Here is a 23,680-nt window from a genome sequence, read left to right on the forward strand (position 1 = left end):
GTTCATCACGGGTCTCAAAAGACTGGATGGCCAGGTTGGAAAGCAGCCTCTCCACATCCCTGTCGGACAGCTTGCTGCCCTCGATGCGGGTTGACGACCCGATGCTCTCTATGGTGGCCACCCTGCGCAGGGCAGACAGTCGATCAGGCGCTAGGGTGCCCAAGGCACGCCAAGCGCCTTTGAACTCATCAATCCGAGCGATCAGGCTCAAGATCTCAGGGGTGATCTGAAGGGTGTCAGAGCGGAGCATAGAACCAATAATACGCCCAATAACACCCATTTCTCGGAAAGTGGACCCTTCAAGGCCCCGACGAAAGAATGGGTGTGAATGGATGCTTTATGGGTTCACACTCGACCAACTGTGGTGCAGTCGCACGCCCTGGCGCCTGTCGCCTACAGCAGGCTCAATGGCATGAAGATCGACGCCATCGCAAATATGGTCAGCAAGGCATTGAGAGTCAACGTTCGCTGTGCTTGCTTCACGGCCCATCTGTAGATCAAGCACAGCAACACCACAGCGGCAAAGTATGCGACAGGCATTGCAAAGAGCCAGGCGAAGCCCGCCTTACCTTCGAAACCCCCGTTCGTGACGGTCAGCTCAACCCAGACTGTGGCCAGAGCAGCAGCCATCGAGAAGGAGGCGAAGAATCCCAAGATGCAGAAAGCCAACTTTTGGCCCTTGGTGGCAGGGTCATGGCCCGGCGCACATATATCGTCGTCGTTCATATGAAAGGTGCGTGATTGCATCGCTTAGGACATCAGGAATCATAGGTGGCCTTGTGCTGAGCCTTCAGCATCCGTGCGGCGTGCACCCCAGAACCTACGAATCTGAGGGGTCGAACTACGCTGCCATCGCCTGCCGCTGCTCAGCGGTGACGCCGATCATGGTTAGATCGTGAACATTAAATAACGATAAGTGCAATTATCTATAGCTTATAAATTGGCGTCATAATTCACCTCAACCATGCATCCTCCCCCTCCCCGCCAATTTCTACCCGTGAAATCAAGCACTTACACCCTGCTGCGTCTCGGGCCCCACCACTTCGCGCACCTGCGCGCGGTGGCAGAGGGTCTGGACGTGGGAGCTGCGGCGGAGCGCTACCTGGGCATTGAGCATGGTCACCAGGCGGTGACAGCCCACCGGGTGGTGGTTGAGGGTCTGCGTGCGATTGCTCGCCGCCGCGGCGATAGAGACTGGCGCTTAATTGGCCTACTCATCCGCGCGCCTGAAGCTGGCGCAAAACCCACCCTTGAGGACTTCGTCGCAGCGCGTGAGCTGGATGGATGGTCAGAGGCCGAGGTCTTGGAGATGTATGCCGAGGCCCACCCGGAGGACCAGCGCGCCCAGCGGCGCACCCGACTGCGGCTGCGGCAGCTGGAACTACTCAAGCAACTGGAGCAGGCCTCCTCAGAAACCCCGCAGTTGACTGACCGGCTCGATGGCTGGCTGGCACCCGAGATGGCACAGCGCCTGGAGCGCACAGGCTTGCTGCTTCTGGGTGATCTTCATGATCAGATTCAGCAGGGCGGCCGTTGGTGGTCAGGCATCCCGGCCATAGGCCAAACCAAGGCCCAGCGGCTGCGGGATCATCTCTATGCGCTACTGCCTCACCTGGCAGAGCGAAAACGCCACTTCGCTGCTGCCGTCGCCAGCACCACGGCGGAGAGCAGGGCGGGTGTCAGTTCATCACTTACTCCCCTCTCCTCCCCTGCCCTGCCCTCCTCTTCTAGCCCAGTTGCCGACGTGCTGGAGCCTGTCGCCGAGACGGACGCCGGCGCCATTGAAGCCTGGGTACTGGCCCGCGCTGGCGCACCAGCCACCGCTAAAGCCTATCTGCGTGAAGGCCGTCGTTTGCTGATTTGGCTGCAGACGGAACAGCGCCGGGGTTTGCGGCAGATGCGCGCGGAAGATTGCCGCAGCTACATGACCTTCTTGGCGCATGTGCCGCCGCAGTGGTCGTCCAAGGCCAATGTGGCAGCTCTCAGCCCGGGTTGGGCACCGTTTAGGGGGCCGCTGTCGGTCAGTAGCCAGCAGCATGCGGTGGTGATCTGCACGGCCCTTTTTGATTGGCTGGTGACCGTGGGCTACCTCAGCCGCAACCCGTGGCAGATGGTCAACCGACGCTTGGGCGACGACCAAGCGGCCGATGCCCTGGACACCCGCGCCTTCACGCCTGAAGCATGGGCTGAGATCTTGCGCTGTGTGGCCGCTGAGCCGCCCTCCCCTGCCCGGCACCGCATGCTGTTTGTGCTGCAGTTTGTGGAAGGCACAGGCTTGCGTGCGGCCGAACTCTTGGGCGCCAAGCTGTCGCAACTCAAGCCGCACCGGGCGGGCTGGGTCATGCAGGTTTATGGCAAAGGCTCACGCAACCGTGTGATTGCCGTGCCCAGCCAGTGCATGAATGCGCTTCAAGACTACCTTGCCAGCCGCCACCTAGATTGGCCCGCCGCCACACCCGCTGAAACGCCCCTATTGGCCAGCGCCCTGGACCCGATGGCCCCCATCACCTACCCTGCCCTCTACCAAACGGTGAAGCGCTGGCTGGCCAAAGCCATCCGGCAAAGCGCCCTGCCCCCACATGAGCAAACCACGGCCTTGCGGGCTTCTCCTCATTGGCTGCGGCACACGTTTGGTACGCGGGCGGTGGAGAGGCAAGCACCCATCGAGGCGGTTCAGCGCCAACTCGGGCACGCCGACCCGCGCACGACGATGCGGTATGCCCGTACGCAGATTGACCGCCTGCAGAGTGAGATGGAAAAGGCGTTTGGGGGCGAATCATCCAACGGCAAGGCATAGATCGACAGCGAAATGAAGAGGTGTTGAACCGTTCAACACCCTCCCCACTCGCTGCGCACATGCCCGCAATAGACTGGACGATAAGCGCTGCGTGTTGCTGAAAACCTGACTGGCCTGCTCTTCCCCACATGGGACAAGCAAGCGAACCTTTAGTGAAAGCATGTGTTGAACGGTTCAACACCTCGCCTGATTCTTCTACCCTTTGCCGGGTAGCAATGAATCGGCACCTGGGTCGAAGAGCTTGCTGAGCCGGATGGCAGACATCTCAACGATCGTCTCCCTCGGATTCCTGACACTCGTTGAGCACCGACAGACGGGGGTGTTGAACCGTTCAACACCTTGCCAGACCTATCGTACCCACGCGATCGGTTGACGCCGCCTTAAGGCTGAGCAGCCCGCGAAGTGGCCAACGTATGGCCAGCAGGGATAACCGGCGACGGCGCCAGATTGATCAACCAAGGGTGTTGAACGGTTCAACACCCTTCCCGTTTGGCGCACTCAAGCTCGAAAGAAGAGGCCGATTACGAGCTGAGCGTTGCGCGCCGTGTGTTGCTCCAAACCGAACTGTCCAGCTTTTAGCCGCCGGAGGCTAGCAGGCGATTCTCAAATGCATGCGGGTGTTGAACCGTTCAACACTCTGGCCACTCACTCGCCCCAAGCCCGTGAGTTACGCGCCACCATTGGGCTCGGCGGCCTGCAAAGTGAAACACTAAAGGCACATTAGGCAAGCTGGTGGACGAAAGTCTTCAGATCGAACAAGTGGTGTTGAACGGTTCAACACCCCAAGCGTCTACTGCGTGCAAGCCAGAAGTGAAAAGGCTCGTCAGGGACTAGCCGATGAGCGGCGCGCACTAGAAATCTATGTCAAGCAGATTTGACCCGCGCCGGACAAGCCTGCAATCCTCTGATTCATGTTGGTGTTGAACGGTTCAACACCCCGTCTCTACGAAATCCAAAAGACGTAGCGGATGCAAGCTAGCGTCCAGAGTAATTCATGCGCGACCACAATGACAAAGGGGGTGTTGAACCGTTCAACACCCCCCGGAGACCAGGTAGCCGAATTGCAGGCAATCTAGCCGCGAGACAGAAACTCATCTAAGAGGCTGATGAACGCCTTCTCCTGCTCTGGATCTAGCGCTCCTGATGCCAGCGAAATCTCAATAGCACCCGAGGGGAAGGACTTGATCGTGGCCGCTCGCGATCCTTTACCAACCTTTCGAACGGCTGGCTTTTCCAGCTTTGCCGCGCTTGGGGTAGTCGCAACCAGCGCTTCAAGCACCTGCGCGGGCGACAACCGGACGCTGGATGACTTCAACTGCTTGGCCCGCTCGATGATCCCATCTGGATCCTTTTGAACGGCATCGCCCAATGGCTGTGCCCAGCGAAACTGGATATCAAGAGGACTGGGGAAGGCAGAGACAACCAGCTCGGGCAACCGAGCCAGCGCAACGCTCTTGGAAACCAGTGACAGATCGACTTGAACGGCCTCGGCAATGCGCCGTAGTGAGGGATACAGCCCCTCGTCCAAAGCACGTCGATACATGCACCCCTGCTCCCAGGCGCTCAGGTTCTTTCGGCTCCGATTCTCACGCTCCATTGCCTCGAACAACTGCTGGTCGGTCGCGTCCTCGATCATGGCTAAGACAGGCAATCCAAGCTCCAAGCACGCTCTGTGTCTCCGATGACCGAAGACCACTTCGTACTTGGCGCCATCACCCTTGACCCTCGAGGGCCTGACCCGAATCGGTTGGACATTGCCACCGGAGCCAGCAATCTCTTCCTTCAATGCTGCAAATTCAGCAGCTTCAAATGAAGCAGCGTGTCGATTTGCCCACCGCGAAGGCGCGATCTCAGCGGGATCGATTCTGCGAACCACGGAGGCGCCGTCGAACTCTCGAAGCCTGTCCTTCAGCTCCTCGGCTTCCTTCATGGCGGCAGACTGATTCGACATGAACTGCAGCATCGATCCAGGTGCCGTCTTCGGACGTTCAACAACTCCATCAGGACGGGTTTGCGCAGAGGATGGCGGTAAGTTGAGTCCCGCCAACATAGCCTTGGCTGCGAGTTTCTTGCTCATTGCTTAGTCCCCTTCCCTGGCCGCTTGCCCGAGGGTGTTGAACCGTTCAACACCCCACCTCCGGTCGCGCTCCCTTGCTTGGCCCAGACACCTCGCATTGAACCCTCGATATAGCTGACGAAGGAATCGTAGGCATCTCGCGCACGTTTGAACGTCTTTGCTGACCCGTCGTACTTAGCCACGTCATACACCGTGCCAAACTCGGCAGCCGTCACGCCAATCACAGCTGTCTTCGGTATCTCGACAGGCAACACCTTCTCCGCGTAGGTCTGACCAATCCACTGCCGCACAACGTTGCTGGAGGCATCCGCAGAATCCACGCGTGCCAACAACACATGAATGAAGTCGAACTCCTTGTCTAGGCCGCGCTTGCTCAAAAGCTCCGTCGTCAGGTCAGAAAAAAGGCTCCAGAATTGCGCTGCTGATGCGAAGTCCAAGGCATTAGGCGGGAGCGGCATGATGATCCCGTTAGACGCCATGAACGCATTGATGGTCGTGTACGAGAGGGAAGGGGGGGTATCGATGATGATGGCGTCGTACTCACCTCGAACGTCATCAATGCCTAAGTCGAGCACACGCCAGAACTCAAAGCCAGGCTCCTGCGTTTGTCTCGCGGGCAGCGCAAACTCTGCGCCAAAGAGGACTGGTGCGGCCGCAACTAAGTCGATACCGTCCCAGTAGGTTGGGCGTATGGCGTATCGAATAGAAGTTTCGCTGCCCATGGCCAAGGGCAAGATGGTGTCCTCTTCAGATACCTCCGTGTCGGGCAGTATTCCGAATAGGGTCGTCAGTGAACCCTGAGGATCTGTGTCGATGACCAAGACCCGGTGCCCTAACAAAGACAAGCCTTGCGCCAGCGTCACGGCAGTCGTGGTTTTGCTCACTCCACCCTTAAAGTTGCCAACGCTGATAGTGATGGCCTCGGCGCCCTCAGGTCGCAAATTGGCATGTCTGTACTCCCGAATCCACGCACGCGCCTCTGATAGATCAAACTCACGGCGTGTCCCTGTGTCATTCAATTTGCCGGCGGGGAGATCGCCCTTCGAAAGGCGATGAGACAAAGATCCCTTCTCTATGCCACAGAGTCCGGCCAGTTGGCTGAGGTTAAATCTAGGCGATGCTTTTCGTGCTGTTGGCGCCAGCATAGCAGAGCGTATTTGCTCCATCATGGTCACGGCCCGCTCTGCTTGCGCGGAGATGTCTGCTAACGATATTGACTTTGGCTGTTGAAGAGCGATTGAGTTCACTGTTTTTCCTTTGCCTTGACGTTCATCCGTCCAATTGGCTCGATTGTGTCAAAGGCGTCGATCTTTGTGAACGCCAAACGCTGATTTGCCGTGGATTTCTCTCCTGAAGCTCCTTGGATGGGTTTCATAAAGTCAAAAGACTTCAGAACTCTTTAATACCTTTGTGCCGAATTTATTCAATAAAATCAAACACTTACAGATTATCGCGGAGTGAAAACGGGATGATGTGGAGAACTTTCGGGAGCTTGGCGGAGTGAGCATGGGATCACGTGGAGCCTTCACGGGAGTAGGGCGGAGTGATTTCAGTATGGTCACCAGCGCATGCCTCGCCTGGCACTGTGACCTGAAAGCAGGCAAGCACAGCCAGAAGTGGCGCAGCTGAGACGATGAAGGCGGTGAATGACAAGGGTGCCGCCCGCAATCCATAGCAAAAATCGTTTGAAGGCTTCCGGCGAGAACCGTGCACTTCGACAGGTGAGGCTTTTCAGGAGTGTCAACATCGCACTCAGTTGGCAGCGCATCTCTTTACGTGAGACTTTTCGGGAGATCTTCCACGAGGAAACTTCATGTGAGTTCACTGTTTCACATGAAGTACAGTTGCCCAATGGCAAGCAACGAGAAACCATCCGCCGCGAACGTTGGGTCGCCAGAGGCGTCAGGCTATGCGCTTGGAGCGGCTACGTTTAAGAAGCCGGTTAACACCTTGGCCATCGTGCCTAAGTCGGCCCGTATCACCACCCTGGGTCGAAAGGCGTACAACGTATTGCTGCACAACGCTCAGATAGCTGGTTTGGAGCAAGACGTATTCAAGATCCCTTTGGAGCAGGTGGTGAAAGGCGTGGACTTTGGGTCCAACGACCATGCCTTGATCAAGAAGTACCTCAGAGCCATGGTCTCAACGACCGTAGAGTGGCAGTCGCCCACATCTGGTGAAGGGAACTCCTGGAACGTGTCTGGCTTGCTGGCGCACGCGAGGCTGTACAAAGAGCGAAACCAAGTCTGGCTTGAGTACTCATACGCGGTCAATCTGAAGCAAGAGTTGCTTGATCCGACGGTCTTTGCCCGCCTCAAGCTTGAAGTCGTGAGCCAGCTTCGGACTCATGCGGGCATTGCGCTCTACGAAATCTGCACCAGGTACAAGAACATACCCGTCAGAGACGGACAGCTGCCCAAGACTGCGCGCCAGGATTGGAGATGGTGGCGTCCCGTGCTGAGCGGGCAGCCAGAAACCGAAAAGACAGCAAAGCTGGAGTATCGAATCTTCAAGCGAGACACCTTGAAGCCTGCTGTCGCCGAGATCAACGCGATCACCGATCTGGAAATCGAGTTGGTGGAGCACAGGGAAGGGCGCTTTGTTCGAGACATTCAGTTTTCGATTCGCCAGAAGCCGCAGGTCCCGCTGCCCTTGAGGCAAGCGCCACAGCCTGTGGATCTGACCCTCAGCCAGAAGGGCGCAGATTTGGGCATCGACGATGAAAAAGTTGAAGAACTTGTCTCTAAGTTTGGACAAGACGCCGTTCGAGCTGGGTTGGTTCAACTTGAGGAACGGGCGAAGTCAGCATTCCCTGCACCCCTCAGAGACCCCTATCGCTACCTCTTGTCATTGATGCCGGCCGTGTCCGAGCGAGCGGCCGTTGCAGCAGTGCAGGAAGCTGAGCGTCGTGATCCGACCAGTCGTGAAAGCAGGGCGGCCCAAGAGCGTCAACAGACGGCTTGGCGAGATGAGTGGCTGAGACGCCGTCGTCGGCAGATTGCTGATGAAATCCGTGCGCTGAGCGAAGAAGAGCAACTGGAATTAACCGATCAACTCGATCAGGCGCTCGCGCAGCGGAATGCGCACCCCTCGATCCGTAAGCGGCTAGGCACCAGTGGATGGCAACACCCCCTAGTCGAGCCTGAAATGATCATGTTTTATGCCGAGCAGGCGCATGGTGGGATTGGCAGCCCCACACCGGAGGATCTGCTGCAGATTGCAGCGGAGACTGCGACAGGCCTTACCTAAATGGTCTGCAATCCGCATGGAGCAGTACCTTAAGGTTCCTCTTGACGATCTGACCTTCACATGAATCAACTGTCTGAGCTTTACCCGCTCAAACTGTTGTCAATGTAACTTGATCTGACACGATAACTATTGATATGTTATCGTGCCTATTCAATGTTATGTGGGGCAACCCTTGGTGAAGCTTGCCGCAACCGTTCTACACCACATCCACGACGTTCTGGGCATTAAAGCATCAGAGGCGAAACCATGGGCGCGAGCCAGCGAACTGCCGTACTTCCTGCGTGACGCTTTCGAGTTCAGCGAGCTTGAACTGCTGGGGCAGCCGGTGGTGATGGCCATCAGGCGCGATGAGGCCAAACCGTCTCTCAGCGAAGTCGACACCTGGCTCGGCAAGGCCAGGGCATTGGCCGGTCAACCGGTGGTTTACGTCACGGATGCTCTGGCCTCTTATGAGCGTCGGCGCCTGATCGCACACAAGGTTCCGTTCATCGTGCCGGGCAATCAACTCTATCTGCCTGATCTGGGGCTGGACCTACGAGAGTACTTTCGGCAGCGCGCACCTGCCGCAGAGGCAGCGCTGAGCCCATCCGCACAGGCCATGCTGATCGCCGCCTTGCTGCGCCAGCCTTGGCAAGCTGATTGGCAGCCTTCATTGGTCGCGGCCGAGTTGGGATACACGCCCATGACCCTGTCGCGAGCCGTCAAGGAGCTGACATCGGCCGGGCTTGCCGAAGCCTATATGGTCGGTCGCACGCGCTGGTTGAGACTGGGCCTGCCACCTGACCAGATCTGGGAGCTTGCAAAGCCCGTACTGCGGACGCCCGTTAAGCGGACTGTTTGGGTCGCTGCCCATGGTGATCTTGCAGACCTGCCCAGCCGCCTCGCGGGCCAAAGCGCGCTCGCGATCCAATCTATGCTGACCGAGCCGAAGTACCCAGTGTTTGCATTGACCTCCGCAGACTGGAAGGCTGCCACGGAAGCTGGCGTGTGCGAGCTCCCAGAGCCTGAGGCGGGTGCCCAAGAATGGCAGCTATGGAGCTATAGCCCGGCATTGGTGCACAACACCAACACCGTGGATCCACTCTCGCTGATGCTGAGCCTGCAGCAGAGCACCGACGACCGAATCCAGCTCGCACTGGATGAGCTGAAAGAGCGACTTCCATGGTGAGGGGCTTGGAAATCTTTCAGGAACGCTTTGCGGCATACGTCGACCAGTACGTGCTGATTGGCGGCACGGCTGCGGCCTTGACGATGGAGGATGCCGGGCTGGCGTTCCGCGCCACCAAAGACCTGGACATCGTCCTGCATGTTGAGGCGCTGACCACTGCATTTGGCGAGGCCTTCTGGAGGTTCGTCGAGGACGGAGGCTACGAAATTCGCCAGGCCAGCGACACTGGAAAGCCCACCTTCTATCGGTTTCAGAAGCCCGCTGACGCTCGCTACCCGGCAATGATTGAGCTGTTCGCGAGAGCCCCCACCGGATTCCAGCTGGCTGCAGGGAGTCAGTTGACACCCATCCCTCTCGACGAAGCCGTCTCCAGCTTGTCCGCCATCTTGCTAGACGAGGTCTATTACGCCTTCATCATGGCTGGGCGCCGCGAAGTCGATGGTCTGCCCTGGGTTGGCGAAGATCGCCTGATTCCTCTCAAAGCCATCGCCTGGTTGGACCTGACGGCGCGCAAAGAGCAGGGCGCTAAGGTGGACGCGAAGGATGTGCGCAAACACCTCAACGATGTTCTACGCCTCTCGCAACTGCTTGCGCCCACTACACGCATTGGGGTCGATAAAAAGATCGGCGATGACATGGCGCGGTTCCTTGTCGCCGTTTCAGCCGACGCTTCCATTGATCCGAGAGCGCTGCAGCTTGGAAACGTCTCCGTTGCTGAGTTGGTCGCCCGAATCGCTCAAGCCTATGACATTCAACTGCCCGCGCAGTTGGTTTGATGGCTGATCGTTTAGGCACATCGATGGCAGAGGCTCAAAGGATTCAGTTAACTGTTCTGTTGGCGTTCCTTTGATGTTCGAATGGTTTCCATAGAGCCTACAAGGTGAACTCACTGCGACCGTTACCTGCAGAGCGCGGCCAAGAGGCAGTCGAAGACTTGCGTACCCCAAAAAGCAAGGGCGCTTCGATAGGTGACAAAGGCAATGAAGTCCCCGTTGCCGCCGCCTCAGTGCTGGCCGGGTAAAGCGCGCATGGTGCGGGCACGGAGAAGTTCGCAATGGGGCAAGACAACGACGAATGGGGCAACTGTGCTTCACATTACCCAATTTCGACCGTTTGGCGGGCGCCTCCAATGGAGGGGAGCATCCGCAGATACTCTGGTTAATTTCAAAGACGGGTGGAAAGTCCGGATTGGGGGACAAGTACCATCCCAAAAGAGCTGATCGTTTTTACAGTGGCACATCCTATGAGCCACTGACCGAACAGACTGGCTCCATAAACACAGAGGAGAGCCGTGGTGCAAGACATCTCAGCCGGCGACTTGAAGTCCATTCTTCATTCCAAGCGCGCCAACATTTATTACCTTGAGCATTGCCGCGTCCTGGTCAATGGTGGGCGTGTGGAGTACGTGACCGAGCGCGGCAAAGAGTCGCTGTACTGGAACATTCCCATCGCCAACACCACCACCGTACTGTTGGGAACCGGCACCTCCGTCACCCAAGCAGCCGTCCGGGAGCTGGCCAAGGCAGGCGTGATGCTGGGTTTTTGCGGTGGCGGTGGTACTCCGCTATTCGCGGGCACCGAGCAATCTCTAGAGGTCGCTTGGCTGCCTGGGCAAAGCGAGTACCGCCCCACCGAGTATCTGCAGCAGTGGGTGCGATTTTGGTTCCATGACGATTTGAGGCTGGCGGCGGCCCGCAGCTTTCAGGTGGCCCGACTGGACCGGCTCAGCAGCCACTGGGCACGCAGCAAGTCGCTCAAAGACCAAGGCTTTGAGGCTCCACTTGAGGAGTTGAGCAACCTGATTGCGACCAGCAAAGCCGCTATTGGCGCTGCCCGCGATGTGACGGCCCTGCTGACCGAAGAAGGCCGACTCACCAAACAGCTTTACCGCTTAGCGAGCCAGGCCGCCAAGTATGGCGACTTCACCCGCGCCAAGCGCGGCGAAAGCCACGACGCCGCCAACCAGTTCTTGGACCACGGCAACTACTTGGCCTATGGACTGGGCGCCACGGCAGCCTGGGTCTTGGGAGTGCCCCACTCTCTGGCCGTGCTGCACGGCAAAACCCGTCGAGGCGGCTTGGTGTTTGATATCGCAGACCTGATCAAAGACGCCGTCATCCTGCCCCAGGCGTTTCTCTCGGCAGCCAAAGGGCACAGCGAGCAAGAGTTTCGGCAAGCCTGCACCGAAACCTTGACGCGCACCGAAGCGCTGGACTTCATGATCGACACCATCAAGCTCACGGCTGCCACCGTCAGCAAGATGGCGCCCGCCGAGAAGGAGTGAGCCATGAATGTCATGCTCATCTCCCAGTGCGACAAGCGAGCCCTGACCGAAACCCGCCGCATCCTCGACCAGTTTGCCGAGCGGCGTGGCGACCGCACTTGGCAAACCCCCATCACCCAAGACGGGTTGGACACCCTGCGCAAACTGCTGCGCAAAACCGCCCGCAAGAACACTGCAGTCGCATGCCATTGGATACGCGGCCTGGACCACAGCGAGCTGCTGTGGACGGTGGGTGATGCCTCGCGGTTCAATGAACAAGGAGCGGTGCCCACCAACACAACCACGCGGAATGTGTTGCGTGAGCAACATCAAAACGATTGGCACCACGGCGACCTGATCCGCTTGCTGGCGGACATGGCTGGTCTGATGCATGACCTGGGCAAGGCGATCCAAGCGTTTCAAGACCGGCTCAACAACAAGCTAAAGGGGCGCAACCTCATCCGTCACGAATGGGTGTCCCTGCGGCTGTTGGAGGCCTTTGTGGGCCAGGACACCGACGCTGAATGGCTAGCGCGACTGGCCAGCCCTTTGGCGGGCAACTCAGACCAATGGTTGAACACGCTCTACCACGACAAACCCAACCAGTCGAATCCTTCTCCATTTAAGCGTCTTGCCCACGCGCCTTTGGCCTCGGCTTTGGGCTGGCTGGTTGTGACGCATCACCGCTTGCCTGTACTTCCGTTCCAATCCACGTTTCAAGCCAGTTTGGTTGAGGCGGGCCTCGGGCAAGTCATCGCCGACTGGAACGAAGAAGAGTTCAAAAACGCTACTGCGGACACCCTGAAGCCGTACTGGACATTCCCACACGGGCTCCCGGTCAGCACCCCGGAGTGGCAACACCGGGCGGCGCGCATCGCTAAGCGCTTGGGCGCCTATGCGGGCACCGAAGCAGCGCTTGGCCTGATGAACAACCCTTATGTGCTGCACTTGGCGCGCCTGGCCCTAATGCTGGCTGACCACCACTATTCCAGTCTTGAGGTCGACGCCGACAACAAGGCCGTTCGAGGCCGTGTGACGATCGCCGAGCCCAGCAAATTGGCCGCCAACACACGGCGAGACAAGCACGGCAAGTCACACACCAACCAAAGCTTGGATGAACATCTGGTCGGTGTCGCTCAACATAGCGCTGAGGTCGCCAGATTCTTGCCCTTGTTTGAGCGCCATCTCCCCCGGCTTGCCAAGCATCGCAAGCTCAAACAGCGCTCAGAGAGTGAACGCTTTCGTTGGCAAGACAAAGCCTTTGAGTTGGCCAGCAGCCTGCGCACGCAAAGCCAAGAGCATGGTGCCTTCATCGTCAACATGGCCTCTACGGGTTGCGGCAAAACGCTGGCCAATGCCCGCATCATGTATGGCTTGGCAGACCCACTTCTTGGCATGCGCTGCGCCTTCGCCATGGGTTTACGAACGCTCACCCTACAAACCGGCCAGGCCTTCCGGCAACTCTTGAACCTGGACGACGACGAGCTGGCTATCCGCGTAGGTGGTGCCCCCAACCGTATGCTGTTTGAGCACTATGAGCAGGAAGCTGAGGCGACTGGCTCGGCTTCACGCCAAGGCTTGATCGAAGAAGATAGCCATGTGCTCTATGAAGGGCAGCAGGACAAGCACCCCCTGCTCAAGCGCGCCGTGGCTGACCCTGAAGTACGCAAACTGCTGCTCGCCCCCATCTTGGTGTGCACAGTGGACCACCTCACTCCGGCCACGGAGAGTCAGCGGGGTGGTCGCCAAATTGCCCCCATGCTGCGGTTGATGAGCGGCGACTTGGTGCTCGACGAGCCGGATGACTTCGACTTGAGCGATCTTCCCGCGCTGACACGCTTGGTGCATTGGGCTGGGCTGCTGGGTTCGCGGGTGCTACTGTCCTCAGCCACCTTGCCTCCGGCCTTGATTCAAGGTCTTTATGAGGCTTACGCTGCGGGACGAAGGCAATACCAAGCCAACCGTGGAGCGCGTCGGCAAGGTGGCGAAGCCACGCCACCAATTTGCTGTATGTGGACGGACGAGTTCGCCCAGCACCACGCCCACACCGCTGCGCCAGACGACTTTGCCAAGCATCATCAAGACTTCGTGCATGCCCGCGCACAAGCGCTGGACAAGCAGGCAGAGGCGCCTCGGCGCCGTGTCGCGTTGCGCCCCTTGGAGGGCTTGGCGAGAGACAAAGTCGAAGCCTGCAAAGCCTTTGCTGCTTCGGCCTTGCAGTCTGCATTCGATCTGCATAGCCACAACCACAGCCTAGATCCCCGCTCCGGCAAGCGCGTCAGCTTTGGCCTCGTTCGCATGGCCAATGTGGAGCCGCTGATTCAAGTGGCCCGTGCGATGTTTGCCAGTGAAGCCCCCAAGGGAGTACGGGTGCATTTGTGCGTGTATCACTCGCGTCATCCGCTGTTGATTCGGTCCTCGATTGAGAGGCAGTTGGATACCACCCTCAAGCGCCATAGTCCGGAGGCCGTTTTCGATTTACCGGGCATCCGTGAACGTCTTGAAGGCAGCGTCGAGGACGACCATTTGTTCATCGTGCTGGGTTCGCCGGTGACCGAGGTTGGGCGAGACCATGACTACGACTGGGCCGTGGTGGAGCCATCGTCCCTGCGCTCTCTGATTCAGCTCTTGGGCCGGGTGCGGCGACATCGCCCCGGAGAGCACGCCCACACCAATGTGCAGGTGTTCAGCCGCAATTTGCGCAGCTTCACCGACCCATCCCGTGCAGCCTTTTGCAAACCTGGCTTTGAAACCGACGATGGGGCCTTCCGTCTGGCCACCCACGACCTGCATGACCTGCTCGACATCGAAGCGCTGACAACGCTGGACGCGCGGCCGCGCATTGTTTGTGACGGCAATCAGCTGCTGAGCCCGCAAAGCCGGCTGGCCGACTTGGAGCACGCTCGCATGCGCGACCAGATGCTGCCGAAGGTGCCGCCCAAGTCCGGCAGAAAGGGCGGCTCGGGGCCTCTCGAAGCCAATGCCAGTACGTGGTGGCGGATTCAGCCCCAACAAGCTTTGCTCACTGGTTTGCTCCAGCAACAGCAGCCCTTTCGAGATGATTCGAATCAACGCGAAGTCTCGCTGGTGTTGTTGCCCAATGAAGACCGTGATGACTATGTGCTCCACCAAGTGGAGAAGCTCAAGGGCGGGAGGCCGGACGAAAAGCTCTACACCTCCGCAGAAGGGCTGCATCGACGCCTGCCTGATGCGGCACTGGACAACCCTAGTGTTTCAGTCTGGGGCGCACAGGACTACATGGCCGAGTTGACCGCGTTGGCTGAGTCCATGGATCGCCCTTTGGACTGGTGTGCGGAGCGGTTCGGGACGGTGAACGTCCCGGCAAGCGAAGCTGGGTGGATATCACACCCCTCGCTTGGACTTTGGAAGAGGAGGTGAACTACCCGAACTGAATCCAAACTAGCAAACAGGGGAACATCTATGGAAACTAAACAGACCGAACGCTCAATGCGGCTAAAGGCCGCCATCGAATCGCATCTCGCGGACCGAATAGCTAGGGGCATCGAGAGATATCCTGGCGACGACCGCGCATCAGTCGAACGCCGACAGCAAATCCGAGACGGACTCGACTTTCAAGGGCTCGTCCAATCTGCAAGAGAGTTTGAAGGGCAGATTCAGATTGCATCTCATATCGCCAAGGGCATTCATCCGGACATCAAGGTAAAGAAGGCCACCAACCTTCTCGTTAATCCGGCAAATATGGCCGCCCACGTCTATGTGGGTTCGCGCGTGCTGGACGCCGACACCCCTGGAGATGCAACAGGGAATGGAAGCTATGTCAAGAAGGCTTATGAGCTCAATCGTCTTCTTACCCTTGAGTTCGAAGGTCAGCGGATATATGCCTGGCTGAAGCAGGAAGATACCGACACGGTATATGTGTTTACTGCTGGTTTGGCTGACAAAGGCACGGTGCAAGCTTTGATCTCACTCGGTGAGCCAAGGTGCGCAGGCGTCTCATCTTCCCAACTCGCGAAGCAGATTTACTGGCTGTTGGATGAAGACGAAGTGTCCGCCCACGATGACGGCGCTTACCACTTGCTGGCTCCGCTTTATCCCACGTCGCTGATTCATCGTGTCTACCAGCAATTGCAAGACGACCGCTTCAGCGATGAAGCCAAAGCTGCACGCGCTGCTCGAAAGGAAGGTACGCACCACGCACGGCCTGTGCGGGAGTATTCCGACTTGGCTATTCAGAAGTTGGGAGGCACCAAGCCCCAGAACATCAGCCAACTGAACAGCGAGCGCCGAGGCGACAACTGTTTGTTGGCCTCTGTACCGCCGGTGTGGAAGTCCGCAGCGGTGCGCCCCCTGCTGGGTGTGAGCAGCTTGTTCAAGGTGTGGGGCCGTCGGCCCAGCGTGTCACAGCAGGCACGTGCGTTGCGCCGGTTTCTGGAGGGCAAGCCGCCAGCCAATTTGGAGACTCGAGAGCGTGTGCGTGCTTGGGTCGAAGCATTGGTGGATGAGCTGATCCAGTTTCAAGCCGAGCTGCTGACGCTGGAGCCCGGATGGAGCCAGTCTGAAGACTGCGACCTACCCATGGCGCAGCGCATCTGGCTAGACCCTGAAGGGCAACCCTCTAGCAACCCGCTTGAAGAAGCCGAGGAAGCCATTGCAGGCGACTTTGCCCGCTGGGTGAACACGCAACTTCGTAACCCACTACCTGTTGGTGACAACGAGTTTGTGGAGTGGCGAAAGCTCGCGCATGAACAACTCCAAGCCCTCGCCCGGGAGGCCGCATGAACACACCCATGATTGCGGACAAGCCCGAACATTGGGCGGTGCTGGTGCTGCCACGGCTTCGGGTTCAGAACGCGAACGCCATCTCCAGCCCAATGACCTGGGGCTTCCCGGCCATGACGGCCTTTCTGGGTCTGATGACGAGCCTGGAGCGGCGCTTAGGGGCCGACGCAGGTATTGCCTTTAAGGCCGTGGGCGTGGTCTGCCATGACTTTGAAGCCCAAGTCACCACCGAAGGCTTCACGCGGGCGTTTCATCTGACTCGCAACCCGGTTGGCGCGGATGGCAGCACAGCTGGCATTGTGGAAGAAGGCCGGGTGCATTTGGAGCTGACCTTGGTGTTCAGCGTGCGTCTATCGACTGCACTGCTTGGCGACGCAGAGCGGCAAGCGCTCGCTGACCGTGTCGCACATGAAGTGTCGGGCATGCGGTTGGCAGGCGGCAGTGTGATGCCGGCGCTGTCTGGCCATCGCAAGCGTCGGCCTAAGCCATTCTTGGCGCTGGAGGCGGAAGGGCAAGAGGAACAGCGGCTGCAGATGCGCAAACTAGCACGCATGTGTCTGCCTGGCTTTGCGCTCGTGTCTCGCGACGACCTGCTGGCAAGCCGCCTGAGTCAGATGCGAACCACGGCGCCCGAGGCCAATGCGCTAGATGCGTGGCTAGACCTCTCTCGCTGGAATCACCGCGCCGTGCAGTCTGATGACGGTGAGGTCACTTGGCAGACAGATCCCCGCCAGGGCTGGACCGTGCCCATTCCGGTGGGGTACACGGCGCTGTCTGAGCTGTACGCCCCCGGCACTGTGAACGGTGCGAGAGACACCAAGACGCCATTTCGGTTTGTGGAGACGATTTGGTCCATGGGCCAGTGGATCAGCCCCCACCGACTGAAGCGCTTGGACGACCTGCTTTGGTATGCGCGTACCGAAGGCGAGAAGCAAGCCACCTACCGTTGCTGTAACGACTACACCCCTGGCACCCCGGCCGACACGGCCACCGCCTGACATTCATTCAAATTCAAGGAGATTCAAACATGGCTACTGCCAATACCCTCAAGACCGCATCCGTTCTCGCCTTTGAGCGCAAGCTGGACCCGTCCGACGCCCTGTTGTTTTCGGGCTCGTGGAACGCGCGTCAAAGCGATGCCGGTTGGACGCCCATCACCGTGCGCGAAAAGTCTGTGCGCGGCACCATTTCTAACCGCCTCAAGACCAAGGACCAAGACCCAGCGAAGCTGGATGCCGCCATCGAGAACCCCAACCTTCAAACAGTTGATGTCGCCACGCTGCCTGCTGAGGCTGACACACTGAAGGCGAGCTTCTCTTTGCGTGTGCTCAGCGGTGCGGGCACACCGAATGCCTGCAATAACGCCGACTATCAAGCCAAGCTGCTCGCCACCGTACGTGGCTATGTCGAGAGCGTTGGCTTTGGCGAGCTCGCGTCTCGCTATGCCTACAACTTGGCCAATGGCCGCTTCCTGTGGCGCAACCGGGTCGGTGCGGAGCAGGTGGAAGTACAGGTGCAGCACATCGTCAACGGTGCCGCTGCCAAGACCTGGACGTTCGACGGCTTGTCGCTGTCATTGCGCGGCTTCGAAGCAGGCACGGCTGCTGCATCCCTCAAGGAGTTGGGCGATGTGATCGCCGCAGGCTTGAGCGGCAAGACACACGTCTTGCTTCAAGTCACCGCCTTTGCCCGTCTGGGTGCGGGGCAAGAGGTGTACCCCTCCCAAGAGCTGATCTTGGACAAGGCCAGCACGGGCAAGAGCAAAACGCTGTACGTGGTGAGCGGCGTGGCAGGCATTCACTCTCAGAAGCTGGGCAACGCCATCCGCACCATTGACACCTGGCACCCTGAGGCGGCCGAAGTCGGCCCCATCGCGGTGGAGCCCTACGGCTCTATCACGACGCTGGGCAAGGCCTGCCGCAAGCCGGGCGACAAGATCGACTTCTACAACCTGCTGGACAACTGGCTGCTGAAGGACAAAGTGCCCGCATTGGAGCAGCAGCACTTTGTGATGGCCACGCTGATCCGCGGCGGTGTGTTTGGCGATGCAGGCAAGGAATGAGGCCATGCTGACGCATTTCCTCGACATTCACCTGCGGCCTGACCCAGAGTTCCCGGCCAGCCAACTCCTGGCGGCACTCTATTCCAAGCTACACCGCGCCTTGGTTGAGTTGCGCTCAGATGGTTTGGCCGTGTGCTTTCCGGGCTACTCAGGCAAAGGGTTGGGGCAAACGCTGCGCATCCTGGGCACAGCAGACCGCCTACAGCAACTGATGGCCTTGCCGTGGCTAAACGGAATGAGGGATCACATTCAAGTGAGTGCCCCAGTGGCGGTGCCCGCTGACGCGAGCCACTGCCGGCTGAACCGAGTGCAAGCCAAGAGCAGCCCCGAGCGCCTGCGCCGACGACAAATGAAGCGACATGGCTTGACAGCGGAGCAGGCCCGAGAGCGCATTCCCGACAGTGCGGCAGAAATCTTGAAGTTGCCTTTCCTGCCCGTCACGAGTGCTAGCACCGGTCAGAGGTTCATGCTGTTCTTGAGACTAGGCCCACCTAGCCCTAGCCCTGTGAGCGGTAGCTTCAACGCCTATGGTCTGAGCAACACTGCCACAGTGCCCTGGTTCTGACCCTTTTTTGAGGGTGGCGCGCAAGGCCTTGTAAATCAAGGACTTGCGCGTTTTGCTTTTTATTGGGTTCAACGCGGGCTCAGACTGATTTCAGTATTAGGCACAATGGGTTAGCTGGGTTCAAGGCTACTTCACTGCCGCACAGGCAGCTCAGAAAATTCGCGAGCGCCGACCAGTCCGTGCCGGTGTCTTCACTGCCGCACAGGCAGCTCAGAAATCACGGACGGCGGCGCTATTGACGCCATGAACCTTCACTGCCGCACAGGCAGCTCAGAAAACACGCCAGCACCAGCCTCAAATGGGGTTCCTCTTCACTGCCGCACAGGCAGCTCAGAAATCGACACTGTGACAAGCGCCACGAAAGCCGATCTTCACTGCCGCACAGGCAGCTCAGAAATCGAATGCGACCCAGAAAGTCTCGCGCACATCCTTCACTGCCGCACAGGCAGCTCAGAAATCATGACCGACCCCGCCCAGCACAGCCCCGAACTTCACTGCCGCACAGGCAGCTCAGAAATGGCGGCAACAATCAAGGAGCTTCAGCAATGACTTCACTGCCGCACAGGCAGCTCAGAAACATCGCCTCGTGTTTGGAGTCGTAGTCGTAGGCTTCACTGCCGCACAGGCAGCTCAGAAATATTGGGACGTGCGACCCATGCTCGACCCCCACTTCACTGCCGCACAGGCAGCTCAGAAAAGCACGTGCACCATTGATTGAGGCCGGACTTGCTTCACTGCCGCACAGGCAGCTCAGAAATCTACAACACTGCGGCCTGGAAGCGTCAACGCCTTCACTGCCGCACAGGCAGCTCAGAAATCGCGCTGCTGCAGGCCGTCTTCAGGCAGCCACTTCACTGCCGCACAGGCAGCTCAGAAAATCGAGCGTGGTGACCTTGAGCTGATAGGTGCCTTCACTGCCGCACAGGCAGCTCAGAAATGCAGGTGAAAACACCTCACCGGTTTCAGGGTCTTCACTGCCGCACAGGCAGCTCAGAAAATCGTGGGGGTGGCGCGCCGGCTCTCGATCACCTTCACTGCCGCACAGGCAGCTCAGAAAAGGTGGTGGACCCTGGCAGCTTGAACTGGCAACTTCACTGCCGCACAGGCAGCTCAGAAAGCGCACCAGGTCAGCACAGGGTTGCCGTTATGCTTCACTGCCGCACAGGCAGCTCAGAAAAGCGCGGTTTGCATCTTGGCGCCCGGGTGTTGCTTCACTGCCGCACAGGCAGCTCAGAAATTCACGGCTGCATCAGAGCCGCAGTCACGCGACTTCACTGCCGCACAGGCAGCTCAGAAAATTGATCGAGCATTTGCGATCCGGTCTTTTTGCTTCACTGCCGCACAGGCAGCTCAGAAATTCTCGGCTTGGCACTAAGCCTCTGCAATTCACTTCACTGCCGCACAGGCAGCTCAGAAATGGGGAAGAGGAAACATCATGAAGAAGATCGTCTTCACTGCCGCACAGGCAGCTCAGAAATGTCCGTCGCCTACAAGTACCTGTGCTTCCAACTTCACTGCCGCACAGGCAGCTCAGAAAGTAGCCAAAAGGAAAAGCGCTGGGATGTGGCCCTTCACTGCCGCACAGGCAGCTCAGAAAAGGAAGTTAACCAGGAAGTAAAACCTATTACCCTTCACTGCCGCACAGGCAGCTCAGAAAAAAGGTGCGCGATGATCAAGAAAAGATTTCTGCTTCACTGCCGCACAGGCAGCTCAGAAATAGCGGATGCGTCACTGGTACCGTGTTTTCGCCTTCACTGCCGCACAGGCAGCTCAGAAATCAAGGGCGCTGCGCGACGGGGGCAACAAGCCCTTCACTGCCGCACAGGCAGCTCAGAAAACTCTGGGCACCCGGAACCTGCTTTACGGAATCTTCACTGCCGCACAGGCAGCTCAGAAATGATCTCCTTCGCGCACTCGGCGCAAACCATCCTTCACTGCCGCACAGGCAGCTCAGAAAACGCAGGGGCGCTCGTCGTCCTCGGGGTCGCCCTTCACTGCCGCACAGGCAGCTCAGAAATTCTTCTTGCCGCTGCTTGTTGTCCTTGGCGTCTTCACTGCCGCACAGGCAGCTCAGAAAAAAAAGAAGGCGGCCAAAAGTCTGGCCGTGACCTTCACTGCCGCACAGGCAGCTCAGAAACGCTCAAGAAGAAAGACCAGACAGAGTGGATGCTTCACTGCCTGCGTATTCCATTTGACATGAACACCAAGTCCAGCGATGTGCTCGCTAGACGATACCTTTGTCAGAAGCATCGAATTCGAAGTGAAGAGTTCACCCACGAACACTTGTTGGGTGGAGTGATCTGTGGATAACTGTCATTGCCAATTTGGAAGCATCATTCCTCCTTGGGATCAGCTCAGAAAACCAACATCGTGCGCCCAGCTGGGTTGGTACGGACATCAGGTGACCGCGTTGTCACCGGCTCTGCGGCCCTAGTGGGCACCGCGGATGTGGAGGTGACCGGCCGTCCTGGTGCCTTGCGAGGCGGCATTGTTCAGGTGATTCAGGATGCCGCACGCGTCCATCGCATGTGGTGACTGGCAGCGCGCACGCAGGGCATTCAGGGTCGATTCGAGCGATCGCAGTTCGCGAATGCGCTTGGCCACATGCTCAATGTGCGCATCCAAGATGTTGTTGACCTCGCCGCAGTCTTCGGGCGGGGCGTCCCGAAGACGCAACAGCGCACGGATCTCGTCGAGCGCCATGTCGAGGTTGCGGCAGTGGCGGATGAAGGCCAGCCGCTCAGCATGTGCGGCCGTGTACACCCGGTAGTTGTTCTGACTGCGTTGGGCGGCAGGAATCAAGCCTTCTCGCTCGTAGAAGCGGATGGTCTCGACGGGCGTGCCGGTCGCTTCAGCCAAGTTTCCAATGCGCATGGGGTCCCCGTTTGCGAATGAACGGCTTGACCTTACACTGACTTCAGGGTTTTCAATGGCCATATCGAACAACGGGACATGATCGTGGATCGACTAGACGCTGTTGCAAAGTCAATACCTGCATCTGAGAATCAAGCACCTTGCTGTGGCTGCGGCACGCCTGCGCCTCAGGCACCATCCTCAACGGCGCAGAGCTCTGATTGGGTGCGCTTTCGGGTGCCGATGATGGATTGCGCATCTGCAGATTCCGAGATCCGCCGCGCAGTGGAAGGCATTGCCAGGGTCCGTGCGATGACCGTTCAACTCGGGCATCGCACCCTGGCGCTAGACAACCAGGCGGTGTTCCTGGTGCTGGCGGTTTGTGCCGATATGGGTGCCAGCCTGCAGGTGCTTATCAACGGACTGCGTTTGCTGAACGCGAGGGTGCAAGACCGATGACGCCCAGCTCTCAACGCGCAATCGCGTTCGACGCCGCAATCGGCGAAGCCAGGAATCAGCTTGCAAGCCGGAAACCGCTGGCAGCTATGTCTTTGCTGCAGCGTGCCCATGTGCTCGGACAGCGGGACTTCTGCTCTCACCTGAGCGTGCACCTGCTGATGCTGCGTGCCGCGTGGGCATTGCGAGACGGCCGCGAACTGCGTGGGCAACTGTTGCGCCTAGTGCTCACGCCTATCGGGCACATGAGCGGCCGCCTGCCAATCGGGAACATCGGAACATCAGACGTGAGTGCTTTCGAGCCGATGGCTTTGTCGCACGATCTAGCGACCCTGCTGGACGACCGCAAGCCTTGATTGACTTTTGGCATACGTCGAGTATCCCGTACAACCAATGCTGTCGACTGTCACTACCTGCTTGGTTCATACATTGTGCGTCTGTCTGATACCGCCCGCGAGCAGCGCCCTTGCTTGAGAAGTCGGTGTTCGCTGCCAAACTGCATGTCGATGCGTTGGAGTTCCCTCTGCCTGAATCGATCAGAGAAGAAAGCACCTCTTGGCAGTAGCTCTGGCTTTCTGCGAGGCGGGGTGGCGCACAGGGACTTTGGTTGAATCAAGAATCCCCTGTTGTCACCGCATACCGATGCAGCATTGCCAGCTTCAGCTTTTTGTAAGGTGGGCTCCAGCGCCTCGGCCGCCAAAATGACGCCGACTAGGCTGCGAAGAATCCCTCAGCCACTCAGCATTTTGACGGTCTGAAGCAAGATGGCAGCTATCCATCAATGGCGGTGTGAATGATGCAAGTCCGGCGCATGCGCATGATGATGCGTGACCGCACAGTGTCTATGGGGATGGCTGTGTGCACCAACGGGCATGTGCTCATGGACATGGTCATGGTGACCATCGTCGTGCATGTGCGCATGGTCATGTTCCAGGGCCTCATGAGTGTGCTCATGCGCATGTGACTCGGCGAGATGCACAAGCACACCCAGCAGCATCAAGGTACTGCCCAGCACCATCCACACGCTAAACCCGCGCTCGCCCAGCGCCACAGCCAGGGCCGCGCCAATGAACGGAGCGAACGCAAACACTGAGCCCGTACGGGCAGCACCAAATGCGCGCTGTGCCAAGAGGTAAAAGCGCAGGCTCAGGCCATAACCCGTGCCCCCAATCGCCAGCAACGCGGCGGCACTGCCCCAAGAGGGCGCTGGTTCACCCAGCCACCAGGCCAGCCCTCCCGTGGTGGTGGCGCCAAGCACCGCCTTGCCCAACACCACCTGGCCAGGGTCTCGGTCTGCCTGTCAGCGACTCGAAGTAAATGAGAAAAAATCGAAGTGGGTGAGAAAAGATCGAAGTGAAGAATTGGCCGAATAGAGCCATTTTCATAGGAGAAAGGCCGTCAGAATGCGGCCAAATCAGGGGCGGTCAAA

General features: G+C 58.7%; 16 protein-coding genes, 2 pseudogenes and 1 CRISPR repeat array. Of the genes and pseudogenes, 12 read left to right on the forward strand and 6 right to left on the reverse strand.

All coding sequences use genetic code 11. The features are described from left to right. Both KAK11_RS21330 and KAK11_RS21335 read right to left on the reverse strand, forming a co-directional pair. Positions 1–250, reverse strand: a pseudogene (locus tag KAK11_RS21330) (Fic family protein); the annotation flags it as partial. 143 nt (positions 251–393) lie between these two features. Next, positions 394–726, reverse strand: a complete 333-nt coding sequence (locus tag KAK11_RS21335; protein WP_210811628.1) for a hypothetical protein — start codon at positions 724–726, stop codon at positions 394–396. 271 nt (positions 727–997) lie between these two features. Here KAK11_RS21335 and KAK11_RS21340 point away from each other — a divergent pair, with 271 nt between their 5' ends. After that, the gene (locus tag KAK11_RS21340; protein ID WP_210811629.1) at positions 998–2,797 is read left to right on the forward strand and encodes a site-specific integrase; all 1,800 of its coding nucleotides are present in this window, start codon (positions 998–1,000) and stop codon (positions 2,795–2,797) included. 1,072 nt (positions 2,798–3,869) lie between these two features. Here the strand turns inward: KAK11_RS21340 and KAK11_RS21345 are convergent. Next, complete coding sequence (locus KAK11_RS21345; RefSeq protein WP_210811630.1) at positions 3,870–4,874, reverse strand: ParB/RepB/Spo0J family partition protein; 1,005 nt, start codon at positions 4,872–4,874, stop codon at positions 3,870–3,872. After that, positions 4,871–6,043 (reverse strand): AAA family ATPase, encoded by a 1,173-nt coding sequence (locus KAK11_RS21350; protein ID WP_210811664.1) that lies wholly within the window; start codon positions 6,041–6,043, stop codon positions 4,871–4,873. Before KAK11_RS21350 ends, KAK11_RS21345 begins: the two co-directional genes overlap by 4 nt. A gap of 646 nt (positions 6,044–6,689) precedes the next feature. Here KAK11_RS21350 and KAK11_RS21355 point away from each other — a divergent pair. The 9 genes from KAK11_RS21355 (at position 6,690) to cas6f (ending at position 18,942) form a co-directional block, all read left to right on the forward strand. After that, entirely contained in the window at positions 6,690–8,123 is a 1,434-nt protein-coding gene (locus tag KAK11_RS21355) for a replication initiation protein (protein WP_210811631.1), read from the forward strand. A 175-nt stretch (positions 8,124–8,298) separates the two neighbouring features. Continuing rightward, positions 8,299–9,291 carry a hypothetical protein gene (locus KAK11_RS21360; RefSeq protein ID WP_310737853.1) on the forward strand — a complete coding sequence of 331 codons (993 nt, stop codon included), beginning with the start codon at positions 8,299–8,301 and terminating at the stop codon, positions 9,289–9,291. Positions 9,292–9,296: 5 nt separating this feature from the next. Then, positions 9,297–10,067: a hypothetical protein gene (locus KAK11_RS21365; protein WP_246499216.1), complete on the forward strand. Its 771-nt coding sequence runs from the start codon at positions 9,297–9,299 to the stop codon at positions 10,065–10,067. Between the two features lie 518 nt (positions 10,068–10,585). Then, entirely contained in the window at positions 10,586–11,575 is a 990-nt protein-coding gene (gene cas1f, locus KAK11_RS21370; RefSeq protein ID WP_210811633.1) for a type I-F CRISPR-associated endonuclease Cas1f, read from the forward strand. A 3-nt stretch (positions 11,576–11,578) separates the two neighbouring features. After that, a complete protein-coding gene (cas3f, locus tag KAK11_RS21375; RefSeq protein WP_210811635.1) occupies positions 11,579–14,953 on the forward strand; it encodes a type I-F CRISPR-associated helicase Cas3f in 3,375 nt (1,124 codons plus the stop codon). A gap of 42 nt (positions 14,954–14,995) precedes the next feature. Further along, positions 14,996–16,315, forward strand: a complete 1,320-nt coding sequence (csy1, locus tag KAK11_RS21380; protein ID WP_210811636.1) for a type I-F CRISPR-associated protein Csy1 — start codon at positions 14,996–14,998, stop codon at positions 16,313–16,315. Next, positions 16,312–17,313, forward strand: a complete 1,002-nt coding sequence (gene csy2 / locus KAK11_RS21385; RefSeq protein ID WP_210811638.1) for a type I-F CRISPR-associated protein Csy2 — start codon at positions 16,312–16,314, stop codon at positions 17,311–17,313. Before csy1 ends, csy2 begins: the two co-directional genes overlap by 4 nt. A 29-nt stretch (positions 17,314–17,342) precedes the next feature. Continuing rightward, positions 17,343–18,377 carry a type I-F CRISPR-associated protein Csy3 gene (gene csy3, locus KAK11_RS21390; protein WP_210811640.1) on the forward strand — a complete coding sequence of 345 codons (1,035 nt, stop codon included), beginning with the start codon at positions 17,343–17,345 and terminating at the stop codon, positions 18,375–18,377. Between the two features lie 4 nt (positions 18,378–18,381). After that, complete coding sequence (cas6f, locus tag KAK11_RS21395) at positions 18,382–18,942, forward strand: type I-F CRISPR-associated endoribonuclease Cas6/Csy4 (RefSeq protein ID WP_210811641.1); 561 nt, start codon at positions 18,382–18,384, stop codon at positions 18,940–18,942. 129 nt (positions 18,943–19,071) lie between these two features. Continuing rightward, positions 19,072–21,079: a CRISPR direct-repeat array (repeat unit 28 nt; unit sequence CTTCACTGCCGCACAGGCAGCTCAGAAA). Between the two features lie 293 nt (positions 21,080–21,372). On the opposite strand, the gene cadR is transcribed toward cas6f, so the two are convergent. Next, complete coding sequence (gene cadR, locus KAK11_RS21400) at positions 21,373–21,816, reverse strand: Cd(II)/Pb(II)-responsive transcriptional regulator (RefSeq protein WP_210811646.1); 444 nt, start codon at positions 21,814–21,816, stop codon at positions 21,373–21,375. 291 nt (positions 21,817–22,107) lie between these two features. Here cadR and KAK11_RS21405 point away from each other — a divergent pair, with 291 nt between their 5' ends. Together KAK11_RS21405 and KAK11_RS21410 are read left to right on the forward strand one after the other, a co-directional pair. Beyond that, entirely contained in the window at positions 22,108–22,254 is a 147-nt protein-coding gene (locus KAK11_RS21405; protein WP_210811647.1) for a hypothetical protein, read from the forward strand. Further along, positions 22,251–22,607 (forward strand): DUF3703 domain-containing protein, encoded by a 357-nt coding sequence (locus KAK11_RS21410; RefSeq protein WP_210811648.1) that lies wholly within the window; start codon positions 22,251–22,253, stop codon positions 22,605–22,607. Before KAK11_RS21405 ends, KAK11_RS21410 begins: the two co-directional genes overlap by 4 nt. Before the next feature lie 422 nt (positions 22,608–23,029). On the opposite strand, the pseudogene KAK11_RS22270 reads toward KAK11_RS21410, so the two are convergent. Further along, positions 23,030–23,548, reverse strand: a pseudogene (locus KAK11_RS22270) (EamA family transporter); the annotation flags it as partial. Positions 23,549–23,680 lie beyond the last annotated feature (132 nt).

It is taken from the genome of Ideonella paludis (genome assembly GCF_018069865.1).
In the GTDB taxonomy this organism is placed as follows: domain Bacteria; phylum Pseudomonadota; class Gammaproteobacteria; order Burkholderiales; family Burkholderiaceae_C; genus Ideonella; species Ideonella paludis.